General features: G+C 71.8%; 10 protein-coding genes and 1 pseudogene. 6 read left to right on the top strand and 5 right to left on the bottom strand.

Going from position 1 to position 16,265, the window contains the following annotated elements; all coding sequences use genetic code 11:
- The 3 genes and pseudogenes from GA0070560_RS30140 to GA0070560_RS24185 form a co-directional block, all read left to right on the top strand.
- Nucleotides 1-526 (top strand): annotated as a pseudogene (locus GA0070560_RS30140) (transposase family protein); the annotation flags it as partial.
- A 565-nt stretch (nucleotides 527-1,091) separates the two neighbouring features.
- A complete protein-coding gene (locus tag GA0070560_RS24190) occupies nucleotides 1,092-3,083 on the top strand; it encodes an RHS repeat-associated core domain-containing protein (RefSeq protein WP_425412703.1) in 1,992 nt (663 codons plus the stop codon).
- Between the two features lie 17 nt (nucleotides 3,084-3,100).
- Nucleotides 3,101-3,457 (top strand): hypothetical protein, encoded by a 357-nt coding sequence (locus GA0070560_RS24185; protein WP_091301791.1) that lies wholly within the window; start codon nucleotides 3,101-3,103, stop codon nucleotides 3,455-3,457.
- A gap of 98 nt (nucleotides 3,458-3,555) precedes the next feature.
- On the opposite strand, the gene GA0070560_RS24180 is transcribed toward GA0070560_RS24185, so the two are convergent.
- Nucleotides 3,556-4,689, bottom strand: coding sequence for a glycoside hydrolase family 12 protein (locus GA0070560_RS24180; protein ID WP_091301789.1), 1,134 nt, complete (start codon nucleotides 4,687-4,689; stop codon nucleotides 3,556-3,558).
- 406 nt (nucleotides 4,690-5,095) lie between these two features.
- Between GA0070560_RS24180 and GA0070560_RS24175 the strand changes: the two genes are divergently transcribed.
- Nucleotides 5,096-6,208: an FAD-dependent monooxygenase gene (locus tag GA0070560_RS24175; protein WP_091301787.1), complete on the top strand. Its 1,113-nt coding sequence runs from the start codon at nucleotides 5,096-5,098 to the stop codon at nucleotides 6,206-6,208.
- 177 nt (nucleotides 6,209-6,385) lie between these two features.
- Nucleotides 6,386-8,137 (top strand): aa3-type cytochrome oxidase subunit I, encoded by a 1,752-nt coding sequence (gene ctaD / locus GA0070560_RS24170; protein WP_091301785.1) that lies wholly within the window; start codon nucleotides 6,386-6,388, stop codon nucleotides 8,135-8,137.
- Between the two features lie 464 nt (nucleotides 8,138-8,601).
- Here ctaD and GA0070560_RS24165 read toward each other — a convergent pair whose 3' ends face one another.
- The 4 genes from GA0070560_RS24165 to GA0070560_RS24150 all read right to left on the bottom strand — a co-directional run bounded on the left by GA0070560_RS24165 (nucleotide 8,602) and on the right by GA0070560_RS24150 (nucleotide 14,459).
- On the bottom strand, nucleotides 8,602-9,816 hold the full coding sequence (locus GA0070560_RS24165) for an MFS transporter (protein WP_091301783.1): 1,215 nt from the start codon (nucleotides 9,814-9,816) through the stop codon (nucleotides 8,602-8,604).
- Between the two features lie 65 nt (nucleotides 9,817-9,881).
- Complete coding sequence (locus GA0070560_RS24160; RefSeq protein ID WP_091301781.1) at nucleotides 9,882-10,463, bottom strand: isochorismatase family protein; 582 nt, start codon at nucleotides 10,461-10,463, stop codon at nucleotides 9,882-9,884.
- A gap of 14 nt (nucleotides 10,464-10,477) precedes the next feature.
- Nucleotides 10,478-11,764, bottom strand: a complete 1,287-nt coding sequence (locus GA0070560_RS24155; RefSeq protein ID WP_091301780.1) for a nicotinate phosphoribosyltransferase — start codon at nucleotides 11,762-11,764, stop codon at nucleotides 10,478-10,480.
- Between the two features lie 16 nt (nucleotides 11,765-11,780).
- Nucleotides 11,781-14,459, bottom strand: coding sequence for a LuxR C-terminal-related transcriptional regulator (locus GA0070560_RS24150; RefSeq protein WP_091301778.1), 2,679 nt, complete (start codon nucleotides 14,457-14,459; stop codon nucleotides 11,781-11,783).
- A 199-nt stretch (nucleotides 14,460-14,658) separates the two neighbouring features.
- Between GA0070560_RS24150 and GA0070560_RS24145 the strand changes: the two genes are divergently transcribed.
- Nucleotides 14,659-16,182, top strand: coding sequence for a P-loop NTPase family protein (locus GA0070560_RS24145; RefSeq protein ID WP_091301776.1), 1,524 nt, complete (start codon nucleotides 14,659-14,661; stop codon nucleotides 16,180-16,182).
- Nucleotides 16,183-16,265 lie beyond the last annotated feature (83 nt).

The raw sequence follows: 16,265 nt of genomic DNA, 5'->3' as shown, positions 1-16,265 counted from the left end.
ATGCTGCCCGGGGTGCGGACAGCGGGCGGTGCGCGTGAAGCAGTGGGCCACGACCCGGCCGCGGGACCTGCCGGTCGCCGGGCGGCCGGTGCGGCTGCGCTGGCGCAAACGACGCTGGTTCTGCCCGACGCCGGCCTGTCCGCGCAGGTCGTTCACGGAGCAGGTCGCCCAGGTTCCGGCCCGTTCGCGGCTGACTACCCGGTTGCGGCAGGCGGCCGGGGCGGCGGTCGCCGACGCGGGTCGCACGATCGTGCAGGCTGCCCGCGACCACGGCATCTCGTGGCCGATCGTCGCGGCCGCGTTCACCACCCACGCCACCGCAGTGCTGCCGGCCGAGCCGGAGCCGGTCGCGGTGCTCGGCATCGACGAGGTCCGCCGGGGCAAGCCGCACTGGCGCTGGGATGAGCAGGCCGCCTCGTGGACCACGAACGCGGACCGGTGGCACGTCGGCTTCGTGGATCTGTCCGGCGGCCAAGGGCTACTCGCGCAGGTCGAAGGCCGCACCACCGCCGCGGTCACCGGCTGGCCCCGCCAACAATGTCTGGCGGTACTCGTACGACCAGCGCGGCCAGAAGGTCAAGGACGAGGATCCCGATCGCGGAACGACCCTTTACGAGTACGACGCGCTGAGTCGGCTGGAGTTCACGACCGATGCTCGAGGCGAACGGATTCAAGCTGTCTATGACGCGCTGGGCCGGAAGAAGCAGACCTGGCGGGTACTTCCGACCGGGAATGTGAAGCTCGCGGAGTGGTCCTACGACGGACTGGCCAAGGGGCAGTTGCACTGGGCGGCTCGATACGTGAACAAGCAGGCGTACGGGATCACCTACTCCAACCTGGACGCGTTGTACCGCCCGGGCAAGATCAGCTACACGATTCCGTCCGACGCCGGTGCCGAGCTGGCGAAGACCTACGACTTCACGCAGGTCTATAACCTGGACGAGACGGTGCAGAGCGTCGGGGCTCCGGCTGCGGGAGGCCTGCCCGCAGAGGCGGTCGTCACCAGCTACGACCATCTGTTGCGCCCGACCGGACTGACCGGCGCGAGCAGCTATGTCACCGGGACCAGCTACAGCCGGACGGGTGAGCTGATGCGGATGGAACTCTCCATCGGCAACGGCAAGAAGGTGGTGCACAACTGGGTTTACGAGCGCGGCACCGGACGGCTGCTGAACTCTCGCATGGACCGGCCGCACGCCCTTTCCGTGGACGTCGACTCCTCCTTCAATTACGACGAGGCCGGGAACATCCGCTCGATCGCTGACACTCCGTCAGGTGGTGCGCGTGACATCCAGTGCTTCAGCTACGACTACCTCCGACGGCTGACCGAGGCGTGGTCGACCGACAACAGCAACACCGACCCGTGTGCCGGTGGTCCGGGCGTCACGGGTGTAGGCGGGCCGGCACCTTACCACCACTCCTGGAGTATCGACAAGGTCGGCAACCGGGAGTCCGAGACGATTCACGGCCTGCAGGGCGCGGCCGACACGGTTCGCACCTACCGCTACCCGACTGCCGGCGGGACGCAACCGCACACGCTCACGTCGGTCGAGGAGACGGGCCCCTCCGGTACCCGTACCTACCGGTACGGATATGGCGAGATCGGCAATACCGAGTGTCGTCCCGCTGGTTCCGCAGCCAACGACTGCACCACTGGCGCCGGTAGTCAGACGTTGACCTGGAACCCTGAGGGAAAGCTCGCTGAGGTCACCGTCAGCGGTAAGACCACCAGTTTCGTCTACGACGGTGACGGCAACCGGCTCGTTCGCAAGGAACCGGGTGCCACCACGGTCTACCTGCCCGGAATGGAACTGCGACTGGACCTGGCGACCCGGCAGGTGTCAGGCACCCGCTTCTACTCCTTCGACGGCAAGGTGGTCGCGGTTCGGGGGGTGGCCGGGGTCTCCTTCCCTGCCAGTGATCACCACGGTACCGCCCACAGCAGTGTGGATGCCGGCTCCGGCGCGATCACCTGGCGGCGGAGCACTCCGTACGGCGGCCTGCGTGGGGACCAGCCGGCCGCCTGGCCGGACCAGCGCGGGTTCGTCGGTGGCACCCTGGATCCGACCAGCGGGCTGACCCACCTGGGGGCCCGCGAGTACGACCCCGTCCTGGGGCGGTTCATCTCCGTCGACCCGGTGATGGACAGGGCCGATCCGCAACAGTGGAACGGCTATGCCTACGCCAACAACAGCCCTGTCACGTCAAGTGACCCGAGTGGCCTGATTGAGCTGGATTGCCTGGACCATGACTGCGCCGCCGTCGACAATGGGACGTGTAGCGGTAGCTGTCAGCTGCCGGGCACAGGCACTTCGAGCGGCGGCAACGGTCCGCAGAGCAACTACAGCTCTGACGACGAGGAACGGGCCGCCACGGGTGACCCGAATGCGGCGGCGGAGATCCGCAAGAAGCGGCTCAAGCAGATCTTGGAGGAGAACCGCTTTGATTTCGAGCATCTCTTTGCGCCTCACCGGGGCAATCTGAGCAGCGAGTGCGGAAGGGGTGGCGGTGCGGGGCTCTGCAAGCTGGGCGCGAGGTGGGCCGAGGACAAAGCCCTCCGCGCCCTCGTCGAGCACGCCCTTGGGCGCATCGACGAGTCGCGCCGGCAGAAGAACAAGGAATTCGGCTTCGATGACAAGGAGTTCGTCATCGCCTTCCACCTTGCCTGGGAGGGGCACAACGTAGAGTCGCGCGGCGACGGTGTCAGCCCATTAGGTGACCTTCCTGCGGTGGGCGGCGGCGACAGCAAGGGCTTCGACGCCTACGTCGACGGCGTGAGATCCGAGTTCAAGACGGTTTCCAGGAATACGCCGAGCGCCATCAAGAATGCGCTGCGTAAGGCACACAACCAACACGCAGACCGGGTGTACATCGAGGTGCGGGGTGTCGATGCCGATACGTTCAACGGTAGCGAAGGCGGGTTGGCCGAGTACTACAAGCACAACACCAATCCGACGAGGCTCACCCATATGGCGGTCTTCGGTACCGACACGGACGATGATCGCTGGGAGGTGCCACTGAAGCCGTTCACGGAGCACGGCACCGACGTCGACTGTGCCGGCTGGGATCTGATCAACTGTTGACGGGAGGTGTCGTCACCATGGACGTGGACCTACTTCTCGGTGCGGCGGAGCAAGGCGTCGTCCCAGGCCTCGACCGCGTTGCGGCGGAGGTCGCCGAGGTTCTCGATGTGGAGCTTCGGGAGGTGTCGAGTAGTCAGCGGACCTTTCTCGGGGAGGACCGGCGCATGCGGGCGTGGCTCTCCTTCCACCCAGAGGAGAAAGAGCCTTCCCTGAGTCACCCGTTCGTGCTGGAGGTGGCTGCTGAACAGGGCGCAGAGGAGAAGGTCGGGCTGTCGGTGTTCGAGAAGCTGGCGAAGTCCGGACGGTTCCGGGTGGTCCTCCTGCTGGATTCCGACTGCGTCAGATCCACGCACTTCCCATGTGAGGACTGGTGACCTGATCCATTGAGTGGCTATGTGCTGATGCGCTGAGCCTGACCAAAGCCCGAGGGGGCGTGACCGCCGGTCACGCCCCCTCGTTGTTCAGCCCGTCGTCACGCCCGCGAGCAGGCGACCCCGTTGAGCGAGAAGCTGGTCGGCGACGAGTACGCCCCGCTCAGCGTCCCCTGGTACCCGAAGTTCGCAGTACCCCCAGGAGCGATCGACCCGTTGAAGCTCACGTTCCGCGCGCTCACCGCGGACCCGCTCTGCGTCACGGTGGCGTTCCACGCGTTGGTGACCTGCTGCCCCGACGGCAGGTGGTAGGTGAGGTTCCAGCCGTTGATGGTGCTGGAGCCCCGGTTGGTGATGGTCACGTCGGCGGTGAAGCCGTTGTTCCACACGCTGGCCGGCGTGTACTTCACCGTGCAGGCGGCGTTCGACGGCGGGGTGGTGGTCGGCGGCGTCGTGGTGGGCGGGGTGGTCGAGCCGCCGCCGTTGACGTTGGCCGAGAAGGACGTCACGCCGAGGCCGGCGCCGCCCTGCCACGGCTCGAAGCCGGCCTGGATGCTGGTGAGGTACCAGCTGTTGGTGATCGCGCCCCGGTTGCGGGTGTCGTTGATGAACGCCAGCAGGTTGAGGTTCGCGCTGCTGATCGCCGACGGGGCCAGGTACGAGATGACGTTGTTGGAGCCGTTGCTGCCGCGCCAGACCTCCCAGCTGCGGCCGTCGATGGTGGCGGTGCCGACGGGGGAGCCGATGGGCTGGATCGGGCCCTGGCGGTTGAGCCAGATCATGATCTCCATCTGGTTCACTCCGTCGCGCTTGGGCGTGGGGTCGAGCCAGATGTCGTACGAGGCGTTGTAGGTGGCCCCGCTGACGTACCTGTAGTTGATGCTGCTGGTGGCGCTGCTGATCTGGCTGACCTGGATCGGCAGGTTCGTGCCGGGGGAGCAGTTGGTGTAGTGGCAGCCGGCGAAGACCGACGGGTACGACACCGGTGCGCCGTTGGTGGGCGAGGAGCCCTGCTGGGTGGTGATCTCGAAGCCGGTGCTGGTGACGTTGATGCACTGTTGGGCGGTGGTGCCCCAGCGGTTGTTCTGCACCACGTACCGGTTCTGGATGACGGTGGAGCCGTACTGCTCGCAGATCTGGGTGTCGGCGGAGGCGTTGCCGCCGAGCGCGACGGCGACGATCGACCCGGCGGCCAGCAGGCCGGCCGCGGCGATGGCCCGGAGTGGACGTCTCATGATGCTCCTTGGACTACGGCGCGGGGCGCCGACTGGGACGGGGGTACGGGCGGGAGCGCTCCCATGTTCAGTCGACACATTTACATGCCTGCAACTGCTTCGCAACCGAACCGGTTAAGTGAATTCCTGCGCCCGCCCGGTGCGGGCCGCCGCGGACCTCTCGCCCGCCCTCGCGTCGAGATGCCGGCGGGTCGGCCGATACCGCAGGTCGGTCGGGGGGCGGGGGTGGCTGTCGGCCTGAAGGAGGGTGGCTCGCCCGGCCGGCGACGTGAATGAGATGCGCGAATGGCGTCATCGCCCCGAGGAGCGTGCGCGCCAGGGCCGATCAGGTCTACCGTGCGTCGATCGCGGGGAGTAGTGTCTTGCCTCCAACGCGTGCCGACCCCCTCCGGAGGCGTACACCACCATGGGTGGCAGCTCCCCCCTGCGCATCCTCGTCGTCGGCGCGGGCATCGCCGGCCTCGCCGTGGCCCGGGCGCTGCGCCTGGCGGGCTTCCGGCCGGACGTCACCGAGAAGCTCCCCCCGAACGAGTTCGTCGACACCGGTCTCTACCTCCCCGGCAACGCGGCGCGGGCGCTGCGCCGCCTCGACCTGGACGACCCGCTGCGGCCGTACGGGCAGGTGATCCACCGGCAGCGCTTCCTCGACGCGGCGGGCGAGCCGCTCTGTGAGGTCGACCTCGACGCGCTCTGGGCCGGGGTCGGTGACTGCCGGGCACTGCCCCGCCGCGACCTCTATCAGGTGCTGCTCAGCGGCGCCGGCGGCGCGGTCCGGCACGGCGCCGAGGTCAGCGCCGTGGAGTTGCTGCCCGCCGGAGTCGGGGTCACCTTCACCGACGGCACCGGTGGCGAGTACGACCTGGTCATCGGTGCCGACGGGCCCCGGTCGACGGTGCGCAGCCTGGCCGCGCTCGGCGGTCCGCCCCGCCCGGCCGGGCAGGTGGTCTACCGCGCGGTGGTCCGGGACGGGCCGGAGGTCACCGACTGGACCGCCCTGCTGGGCCAGCGCGCCGGCTTCCTCGTGGTGCCGATCGGCGCGGGGCGGCTCTACTGTTACGCCGACGAGGCCGGCACGGTCACGCCGGTCGATCCGTCGGCCCGGCTCTGGGAGCTCTTCGGCTCCTACGGCGGCCCGGTGCCGGCCGTGCTGGAGGCGCTCGGCGACGACGTACAGGTGGGGCTCACCGACGAGGTCGAGCTGGGGCGCTGGCATCGCGGCCGGGTGCTGCTGGTCGGCGATGCCGCGCACGCCACCGCGCCGACGTTGAGCCAGGGCGCCGCGATGGCGCTGGAGGACGCGGTGGTGCTCGCCGAGTCGCTGCAGGCGGCCGGCAGCGTCGAGGCGGCGCTGGTGGCGTACGAGAGTCGCCGTCGTCCGCGTACCCGGTGGGTGCGGGACCGGACCCGGGACCGCAACCGGACCCGCGACGTCCCGCCGGCGCTGCGCGACCCGCTGCTGCGCGGGCGCGGCGACCGGATCTTCCGGGAGCACTACCGGCTGTTGGTCGACCCGCTCTGACCGCGGGACGGATCCCCCGCGCCGCCCCGCTCCCGATCGCGGGACAGACCCCCCGCCCAGCATGCCGCACCACCCCGAGCGGCGTTGCCACCTACCGGGGACTATCCTCCTTGCGGATGACGGCTCGCAGATGACAAGCGCGTGCCGAGCGGGACAACCGAGAACCGGAGGCCATTCGTGACCACCGTCGCACCCAAGCCGGTCGTGACCCGGCCATGGCCGGTCCGAGAGCCGGTCAAGGGGTCGGCCATCGCGCGGCTGCTGCGCACCACGGACGCGAAGCAGATCGGGATCATGTACATGGTCACCGCGTTCGTGTTCTTCATGATCGGTGGCCTGATGGCCCTGATCATGCGAGCCGAGCTGGCGCGGCCGGGCCTGCAGTTCCTGTCGCCCGAGCAGTACAACCAGCTGTTCACCATGCACGGCACGATCATGCTGCTGTTCTTCGCGACGCCGATCGTGTTCGCCTTCGCGAACTACATCGTGCCGCTGCAGATCGGCGCGCCGGACGTCTCCTTCCCCCGGCTCAACGCCTTCGCCTACTGGCTGTACCTCTTCGGTGGCACCATGGCGACGGCCGGCTTCATCAGCCCGGGTGGCGCCGCCGACTTCGGCTGGACCGCCTACACCCCGCTGAGCACGGCCGAGCACTCGCCGGGCATCGGCGCGAACATGTGGGTGGTCGGCCTGGCCATCTCCGGTCTGGGCACCATCCTCGGCGCGGTCAACCTGATCACCACGATCCTGACCCTGCGCGCCCCCGGCATGACCATGTTCCGGATGCCGATCTTCACCTGGAACATGCTGGTCACCAGCCTGCTGGCGATCCTGATCTTCCCGCTGCTGGCCGCCGCGCTCTTCGCGCTGGCCGCGGACCGGCTGCTCGGCGCCCACGTGTACGACGAGGCGACCGGCGGGCCGATGCTCTGGCAGCACCTGTTCTGGTTCTTCGGGCACCCCGAGGTCTACATCATCGCGCTGCCGTTCTTCGGCATCATCACCGAGATCATCCCGGTCTTCTCCCGGAAGCCGATCTTCGGTTACAAGGGCCTGGTCGCCGCGACCATCGCCATCGCCGCCCTGTCGATGAGCGTGTGGGCGCACCACATGTTCTCCACCGGTCAGGTGCTGCTGCCGTTCTTCAGCTTCCTGAGCTACCTGATCGCCGTGCCGACCGGTATGAAGTTCTTCAACTGGATCGGCACCATGTGGAAGGGCCAGATCACCTTCGAGACGCCGATGCTCTTCGCCGTCGGCTTCCTGGTGACCTTCCTCTTCGGTGGCCTCACCGGTGTGCTGCTGGCCAGCCCGCCGCTGGACTTCCACCTGCACGACTCGTACTTCGTGGTGGCGCACTTCCACTACGTGCTCTTCGGCACCATCGTCTTCGCCGTCTTCGCCGGCATCTACTTCTGGTTCCCGAAGATGTTCGGCCGGATGCTCGACGAGCGGCTGGGCAAGATCCACTTCTGGCTGACGATGATCGGCTTCCACACCACGTTCCTCATCCAGCACTGGCTGGGCAACGAGGGCATGCCGCGTCGGTACGCCGACTACCTGCCCAGCGACGGCTTCACCACGCTGAACACGATCTCCACGATCGGCGCGTTCATCACCGGTATCTCGACCCTGCCGTTCATCTGGAACTGCTGGAAGTCGTACAAGAGCGGGCCGGTGGTCGAGGTGGACGACCCGTGGGGCCACGGCAACTCGCTGGAGTGGGCGACCACCTCCCCGCCGCCCCTGCGAAACTTCGACCGGATGCCGCGGATCCGCTCCGAGCGGCCGGCCTTCGACCACAAGTTCCCGGAGCTGGCCGCCGGCCAGACCCTGGCCGGGCCGCCGGAGGGTGGCGCCAAGCCGCTCACCTCCGAGGCCGACGGTGGCGCCAGCTACCAGGAGGACACCGCCAGCGACAAGCGCTGACGCTCCGCACGACACCGCCACGGGCGCCGCACCCCACACCAGGGGTACGGCGCCCGTGCCGTTTCCACCGGCAGGCTCGGTGCCTCCGCCGAGGAGCCGATGGACGGGCGATCGTGCCCGGCGGTGGGCGCGGACCGTTTCGACCGGATGGGTGCCGCGTGCGCTGACGGAGAGTCACCGGTGTGGCGGAGGGCGGAAGGTCGGTGGCGACGCTTTGCTCTGCTGCCGCGAACGCACCACTGCGGTGAACAGGGACGATCCCGGTGGGCCCCGGTGTTCGGAGGACGAGGACCACCACACTGTGTATCTGGTGCATCGGTGGCAGCAGAGCAAGGCGGCCGGAGCGTGCCGGGGCGGGGCGCGTGCCGTTGGCCGCCGTGGTGAGGTCGCCGCCGGCGCTGCCACGTCGGTGACCTGAGCCGGAGGACGGTCAGACGCCGGGAGCAGGGTAGCCCCGGGCCGCGTCAGGTGGTGGCGGGGACCAGGTCGGTGACGTCCGGCGTGACGGCCGCCTCGCGACGGTGGCGCAGCTCCAGCGGGAGCACCGCCAGCGTCAGCAGCAGTCCGACCGCGCCGGTAACCGCGAAGCCCCAGAGCGGCGCCGAGGCGTCGATCACCGCGCCGGCCAGCGGCGCGCCCAGCGCGATGCCGACCGTGACGGCGGAGCCGTGCAGGCCCATCGCCTCACCGCGAACACCGGCGGGGGCCAGCCGGCTCACCGCGTCGGCGGTCGCCGCGAGGGTCGGGGCGCAGAGCGCGCCCGCCGGGACGAGCGCCAGGCAGAGCAGCCACCAGTGGTCGCCGCCCAACCCGACCGGGATGGTGCAGAGGCTGAGCGCGGCGGCCAGCACCAGCGGGGAGAAGGAGCGCTTGACCGCGCCGTACGCGAAGCCACCGACCAGCGACGCGACCGCCCACATCGCGAGGACGGCGCCGGTCCAGCCGACCTCGCCGCCGGCCCGCAGCACGGCGACCACCGCGACGTCGGTGCCGCCCAGCACCAGGGTGGCCCCGGCGCTCACCGCCAGCACCGCCAGCAGGCGGGGCGTCAGCCAGACCCGGCGGGGCACCCGGGGCTGCGGCCCCACCGGCTCGTCCGCGCTGCGGGTGGGCGGGTTCATCAGCCAGAGCGCGACGCCGGCGCCGACCACGCCCGCGCCGACCGCCCAGAGGGTGAACCGCGCCGAGACGGCGGTGGCCAGGGCCACGGCGAGCGCCGGCCCGACCATGAACGACAGCTCCACCGACATCGAGTCCAACGCGTACGCCGGGCGGCGCCGCTCCTGCGGCACCAGCGCGGCGATCGACTGGCGGATCACCGAGAAGACCGGCAGGGCGAGCAGGCCGGCGAGGAATGCGGCGGGCAGCAGCACCGGGTACGACAAAGTCGGTGCGCTCGCCCAGAACACCGCCTCGGCGATGGTGGTGACGGCGAGGACCGGGCGCAGGCCGTGCCGGTCGACGAGTCGGCCGAGCAGCGGCGAGCCGATCGCGGCGCCCACGGTCAGCGCGGCGCCGATCAGGCCGGCGGCGCCGTAGCCGCGGCCGAGGTCGAGCACGACGAAGAAGGTGAGCGTCACCCCGGTCGCGGTGAGCGGGATGCGGGCCAGTACGGACACCAGCAGCAACGATCGGAGCCCGGGCAGGGCGAGCGCCTGCCGGTAAGGTGTCAAGTTCACGATGGTCCGTACCTCCGGCGGTCATCCTTCGCCGGGGGTACGACATCGGCAAGCCGTTTACCGGCTCAAGCGGCCCGCATCACAGCCTCACCCTGCAACGTCACCCCGGCGCCCTCCATCGCCCGCAGCGCCACGTCGAGGGTCGCCGGCGCGACGGCGGCGGTCAGGTCGAGCAGCACCGTGGTGTCGAAGCCCTCCCGGGCGGAGTCCAGCGCGGTGGCGCGTACGCAGTGGTCGGTGGCGACGCCGACCACGTCGACCCGGTCCACGTCGTGCCGCCGCAGCCAGTCCGCCAGGCACTCGCCGCCCTCGGCGTGCCCCTCGAAGCCGGAGTACGCGGCGGCGTGCTCGCCCTTGTGGAAGATCGCCTCCACCCGGCCGGTCTCCAGTTCCGGGTGGAACTCGGAGCCGGGGGTGCCCACCACGCAGTGCCGCGGCCAGGAGTCGACGTAGTCCGGCGGATCGCCGAAGTGCGCCCCCGGGTCGACGTGGTAGTCCTTGGTGGCGACCACGTGGTCCCAGCGCTGCGGTTCGGCGGCGAGCAGCCGGGAGATCCCGGCGGCCACGCCGGCGCCCCCGGCGACGGCGAGCGAGCCGCCCTCGCAGAAGTCGTTCTGCACGTCGACGATGATCAAGGCGTTGGCCATCGGAGCGTCCTTCCTCAACTTGCCGGTACGACGGTGACCGGAACGGCCGGGTCACCGGCGGAGAGCTTCAACCCCTCCCAGGGGATCGAGATCAGGCACTGCCGCAGGTGCTCCCGGGACTCGTCCAGCGACGGCAGCGCCACCGGCTCCCCGTCCACGACGAAGGAGCGTTGCAGCAGCCGGTCGTTGGGCTGCCGGTCCGGCACGCCCTGCGGCACGACGACCTCCTCGGTGGCGGTGCCGGTCGGCTTGTGCCGGCGCACCGCGACCTTCCGGCCGCCGATGGTGGCCTTGTGCTCCGAGCGCTTGACCACCGCCCGGCCCTCCACCTCGACCAGCTTGTAGACCAGCCCGGCGGTCGGCGCGCCGGAGCCGGTGACCACGGCGGTGCCGGCGCCGTACATGTCGACCGGTTCGGCGGCGAGCGTGGCGATGGCGTACTCGTCCAGGTCGCCGGAGACGATGATCTTCGTCTCGGTCGCCCCGAGCGAGTCGAGCAGTTCCCGGGACTGCTGGGCGATCACCGTCAGGTCGCCCGAGTCGATCCGGACGGCGCGCAGTTCCGGCCCGGCCACCTCGATCGCGTTGCGGATGCCCTGGGTGATGTCGTACGTGTCGACCAGCAGCGTGGTGTCCTTGCCCAGCGTGGCCACCTGCGAGGCGAACGCCGCCTTCTCGTCGTCGTGCAGCAGGGTGAACGCGTGGGCGGCCGTGCCGGCGGTGGGGATGCCGTAGCGCTGCCCCGCCGCCAGGTTGGAGGTGAACCGGAAGCCGGCCAGGTACGCCGCGCGCGCCGCGGCCACCGCCGCCTCCTCGTGCGCCCGCCGCGAACCCATCTCGATCAGGGCCCGGCCGCGGGCCGCGGTGACCATCCGGGCGGCGGCCGCCGCCACCGCGCAGTCGTGGTTGAGCACCGAGAGCACCAGCGTCTCCAGCACCACGCACTCGGCGAAGCTGCCGGAGACGGTGAGGATCGGCGAGCCGGGGAAGAAGAGCTCACCCTCGGCGTACCCGTCGACGTCACCGGTGAAGCGGTAGCCGGCCAGCCACTCGGCGGCGGCGTCGTCGACCACGCCGGTGCGGCGCAGGAAGTCCACCTCCGCCGCGTCGAACCGGAAGTCGCGGATCAGGTCGACCAGCCGGCCCGTCCCGGCGACCACCCCGTAGCGACGGCCGGTCGGAAGCCGTCGGCTGAACACCTCGAAGGCGCAGCGGCGCTCGGCCGTGCCGTCCCGCAGGGCGGCACTGACCATGGTCAGCTCGTAGTGGTCGGTCAGCAGCGCGGGGCGAAGGGTGCTCACGGCCCCAGCCTAGAGTTCACTCCGCTTCGCCGCCGTCGTGGCCCGTGATCGACCGCAGCGCCGCCGGCAGTTCGGCCCGCCCGGTGATGCCGAGCTTGCTGTAGACCCGCTGGAGGTGGTTCTCCACCGTCCGGGTGGACAGGAACAGCCGCTCGGCGATCAGCCGGCTGGTCACCCCCGCCGCGGCCAGCCCGGCGATCTGCCGTTCCCGGTCGGTCAGCACCGGGCGCAGCGCCTCCAACGCCGGGGTGCGGATCTGGTCGGCGGCACCGAGCAGGGCCCCGAGCCGTTGGTGAGCGGCGGCGGCCGAGGCGGCGCGTTCCCGGCGCAGCCCGTGCAGGGCGATCGCGGTGGCCTCGGCGGCCCACACCGTCAGGCCCAGTGCGGCGAAGGCGTCGGCCACCTCCAGCAGGTCCGCGCCGTCACCGGCGACGGTGGCCCGGGCGTACCGGGCGAGCAGGGGCGGCAGCACCCCGTCGACCCGGTCGGAGAGTTCGGTCAAGCGCTGCGCCACCGTACGCCGGCCGCCGTCGGTGCAGGTCGGCCCCACCGGCGCGTCCGCCCGGCCCAGCCGGACCAGGTCGTGCAGGACCAGCACCTCGTGCCCGGCCAGCCCGTCGGCGCGCAGCCGGTCGGCCAGGTCGGCGAGGTGCTTGGCCGCCCCGGGCAGGTCGCCGCCGGCGGCCAGCACCGCGCCGCGCGCCTGCTCCAGCCAGGGGTACAGCACCGCCATGCCCGGGGTGTGCATCCGGTCCGCCTCGGCCATCGCCTCCGCCGCCGCCGCGGCGTCGCCGTGCAGCACGGCCGCCTGGGCCCGCTCGGCGTGCGCCAGCCCCGCGTAGACCCGGCTGGTGGCCAGCACCGCGCAGGCCCCGAGGCTGATCTTGAGGGCGTCGCCGCTGCGCCCGCGCAGCCGGGCCGCGTACGCCTGGAGGATGGCCAGGTAGCCGGTGCCGAGCCGGAAGTCGCCGGCCCCGGCCAGGTCGGCGAACTCGTCCGCGGCGATCGCGTCGATGCCGGCCAGGTCACCGGCGAGCGCCAACCGGGTGCCCCGGGCCAGCTCCATCGCCAACTGGAGGTAGGGCATGTCGGCCCGCCAGGCCGGCGCCTCGGCCTGTACCCGGGCGATCGCCGCGGCGCTGCGCCGGAACTGCCCACGCGCCGCGTCCAGGTGGGCGATGGTGCACCGGGCCAGCTCGCGGGCCGCCACGGCGGCGGCCGGGCGGTCGAGCACCGACCGGGACAGCCGCAGCGCCGCCGCCGGGTCGAGGCCGTGCAGCCGCATGATCGCCTCGAAGGCCCGGACCCGCGCCTGGTCGCCCGGGTCGGCCAGCTCGGCACCCGCGCGGGCGATCTCCTCCACCGTGGACTCCCGGCTGAGTCCCCAGTAGGTGACCATGCCGCGTACCGTCAGCCAGCGGCTGAACCGCCGGTCGGAGGTGACCTCGCCGGTCACCGCGTCGAGCACCCGGACCGCCTCGCCCGGCCGGTCGGCGAACATGAGGATGGTGGCCAGCAGCTCCGCGGCGTCGAAGCCGCCGTCGGCGTCGAGCGCCGCGCGGGCCAGCCGGGTCGCCAGGGGTACGTCGTAGCGGGCGAACGCCTGCGCGGCCGCGCCCAGCAGCAGCGTGCCGTCCTGTGCGGTGCCGGAGTCCAGCCGCCACACGGCGACCCGGAGCAGGTCGCCCCGGCGTCGCGCGCCGACCGCCTCCAGCAGTTCGGCCAGCCGGGCCTGCAACCGCCTGGTCCGGCTGACCGGGCAGCGGCGGCGCATCATCTCGCCGTACAGCGGGTGGGCCAGCCGGACGTCGAACCGTCGGTCGTCCTGCGCCACGGTGATCAGGCCGCGTTCCTCGGCCAGCTCCACGTCGGCCGGGTCGGCGGCCTGGTTCAGCAGGTGCAGCCCGAGCGGCTCGCCGAAGGCGACCAGCTCCACCACCGCCCGCACGCCCGATTCGAGCCGGCCGATGCGGGTGTCGATCAGGTCGGTCAGGCTGGGGGCGAGTTCCAGCCGACCGGTCCAGCGCCAGACGCCGTACGGGCGGTCCAGCTCACCGCCGCCGGATGCGGCGAGCACCAGCTCGCGCAACAGCAGCGGGTTGCCGGCGGAGAGCCGGAACAGTCGCTCGGCCGAGCCGGCGTCGACCGGACCGTCCAGGATGGCGGCGAGCAGGTCCGCGGTCTCGGTGGGACCCAGCGGGGCCAGCTCGGCGTGTTCGACCAGGTCGTCGGTCCAGAGTGCCCGGATCGGCAGCGGGATCTGCTCGCCGTTGCGCAGCGTCCCGAGGACGGTGGTGTTCTCCTGACGGGCGAGCAGGTGGACCAGCGCCGCCGACGGCGGGTCGAGCAGGTGGGCGTCGTCGATGGCGAGCACGATCCGCCGGCCGGCCGCCTGCTCCCGGAGCACCTCCACGGCCCAGCGCAGCACCCCGGCGGGGGAGAGGCCCTCGGGCTGCTCGGCGGGGAGCACCTGGGCCAGCCCGCCGAAGGGCAGGGCGGCGGTGGCGGTGCTGGCCGCGACGTACCAGATCGCGTAGCGCTCGGGCGGCAGCGCGGCGACGCCCTCGCGCAGCAGCCGGCTCTTGCCGACGCCCGCGCGACCGCTGAAGAAGAGCCCGCGTCCCTCGACCCCGTCCACCGCCGATTGCAGACGGTCAAGTTCATCCGTTCGGCCGACGAAACACCACCGACTCATCGGAGCAGCATATCGACGGAATTCCGTCCGCGTGGGCACCGTCACGCTGTGAAGTTGAGTAATCTGGCAGCTGCCGGTAAGTATCCGGGGTGTTCCGTGCCAGTCGGTAAGAGCCTTTACCCTTCCGGCATCCGGGGTGCCACCACACCGGACGTTCACGCGGGCGGAGCCGCTGCCCGCCCTCACCGGGAGGCCACCGATGAGACCCGGCCCACTCCCCGGGGTCGACGTGCCCGGCGGTCCGGGCGGGGCAGCCGGGCTGCCCCGCTGCGGTCCGCTGCCGACGCGCCTGGGGGTCCCCGAGCCCGCGTCCGACGAGCCGCTCACCGTGGTCGCCGCCGGCCCGGCCGGCGCCGCCCGGCGTGAGGTCCTCGCCGCCCTGCTGGGCGTCCCTTCCGGCATGCTCGCGGTGCCGACCGGCAGCACCCTGCTCGTCCGGCACGACCGGACGGCCACCCGCGCGGCCTACGTGCCGGGCTACCGGCAGCCACACTCCTACGGCGCGGACCAGGCGGCCGCCGGACCCGCGCTGGCCCGACCCCCGCGCCGGGTCGAGCTGCACCTGCCCGAGCCGCTGCTGCGCCACTTCGGGCTGCTCGACACGCCGGACACCGACACCCTCGGCGTCGCCGGCGGCCAGGTGCTGCTCGACGCGGTCGGACGCGGCGGCGCGCTGCTCTTCGTCATCGGCGCGGACCAGGCCTTCGGCGCCGCCGAGCTGCACCTGCTCACCCAGGTGGCCCGCGCGTCGGTCGCGGTCTTCTTCGTGGTCACCCCGGGCACCGGAGGCTGGGCGACGGCGACCGGGACGCAGGACACGGGGGAGTCCGTCCCACCGGCGGTGGACCCGGCGGAGGTCAGTGTCGAGGCCCACCGGGCGGCACTGCTCGCCGCCGTGCCGGCGCTGGCCGAGGCTCGGTGGTTCCCGGTGCACCAGGCCGAACACCCCGGCCTGCGCCGGGCGCTGGTGGGCTGGGCGGCCGACGAGGGGCTGCGCCGGGCCAGCCTGCAACCGCCCGAGCTGCCCGGTGAACGCGGCCGGGTCAGCGTGCCGCCGGACGCCGACGCCGGGGCGTGGTCGGAGTGGCTGGAACGGCAGAGCCGCTCCTGCGCCCGCAGCATCCGCCAGCACCTCGCCCTGGAGCTCGCCAACACCCACCTGCGGGTGGTCCAGGAGATCGTCTTCGGGGTGGGCTGCGCGGGTCTGCCGCAACTGCTCGACCGGGAGATGGAGGCGCTGTCCCTGCTCGCCACCGCCCAGTGCGACGAGGCCGTACGGGCGATCATCGACGAGGCCGCGGCGCGGGTGCTCGGCGCGCCGGTGCCCGAGGGGGTCCGGCGCCGCATCGCCCGGGCCACCCGCCTGCGGCTGGCCGACCAGCCGTCCGGGCGGGACCTCGACCGGGTGCTCCTGGTGACCAGCACCGCCGGGGTGGGCGACCTGACCGGCGCGGCGGCGCTCGACGCGCTCGTCGGTCATCCCGGTGCACCGCGCGACGAGATCCTGCCGCCGGTCGGGGTGGCGCTCTCCGGCGGCTGCTGGCAGCACTGGCGCAGCCCCGGCAACGACGATCCGAGCGGTGCCCGGTCCTGGGCCCAGCGGGCGCTGCGTGAGGTCGAGCTGGAGCTGTGCCGGGAGGTGTCCCGGCGCTTCGAGGTGATCCGTCTCTCGCTCGGTGCGGTGCTCTCCGATGCGCTCGACCACGGCATCCTGCTCGCCTGAGCGCGTGGTCGTCGCGCTGTCACCCCGCCCGGTCACCGCGGTCCGGGAGAGTGAACCCGACGGCCCCGGCGTTCCGGTTCATC

The sequence above is a fragment of the Micromonospora halophytica genome (genome assembly GCF_900090245.1).
Taxonomy (GTDB): Bacteria; Actinomycetota; Actinomycetes; order Mycobacteriales; family Micromonosporaceae; genus Micromonospora; species Micromonospora halophytica.
Note: the sequence above shows the minus strand (reverse complement) of the source record. Positions and strands in the feature narration are given on the sequence as shown.

Bases quoted from the DNA above. Each gene is read 5' to 3' on its own strand.
- GA0070560_RS24190 (WP_425412703.1), top strand. From the start codon at position 1,092: ATGCGGATGGAACTCTCCATCGGCAACGGCAAGAAGGTGGTGCACAAC.
- GA0070560_RS24185 (WP_091301791.1), top strand. From the start codon at position 3,101: ATGGACGTGGACCTACTTCTCGGTGCGGCGGAGCAAGGCGTCGTCCCA.
- GA0070560_RS24180 (WP_091301789.1), bottom strand. From the start codon at position 4,689: ATGAGACGTCCACTCCGGGCCATCGCCGCGGCCGGCCTGCTGGCCGCC.
- GA0070560_RS24175 (WP_091301787.1), top strand. From the start codon at position 5,096: ATGGGTGGCAGCTCCCCCCTGCGCATCCTCGTCGTCGGCGCGGGCATC.
- GA0070560_RS24160 (WP_091301781.1), bottom strand. From the start codon at position 10,463: ATGGCCAACGCCTTGATCATCGTCGACGTGCAGAACGACTTCTGCGAG.
- GA0070560_RS24150 (WP_091301778.1), bottom strand. From the start codon at position 14,459: ATGAGTCGGTGGTGTTTCGTCGGCCGAACGGATGAACTTGACCGTCTG.
- GA0070560_RS24145 (WP_091301776.1), top strand. From the start codon at position 14,659: ATGAGACCCGGCCCACTCCCCGGGGTCGACGTGCCCGGCGGTCCGGGC.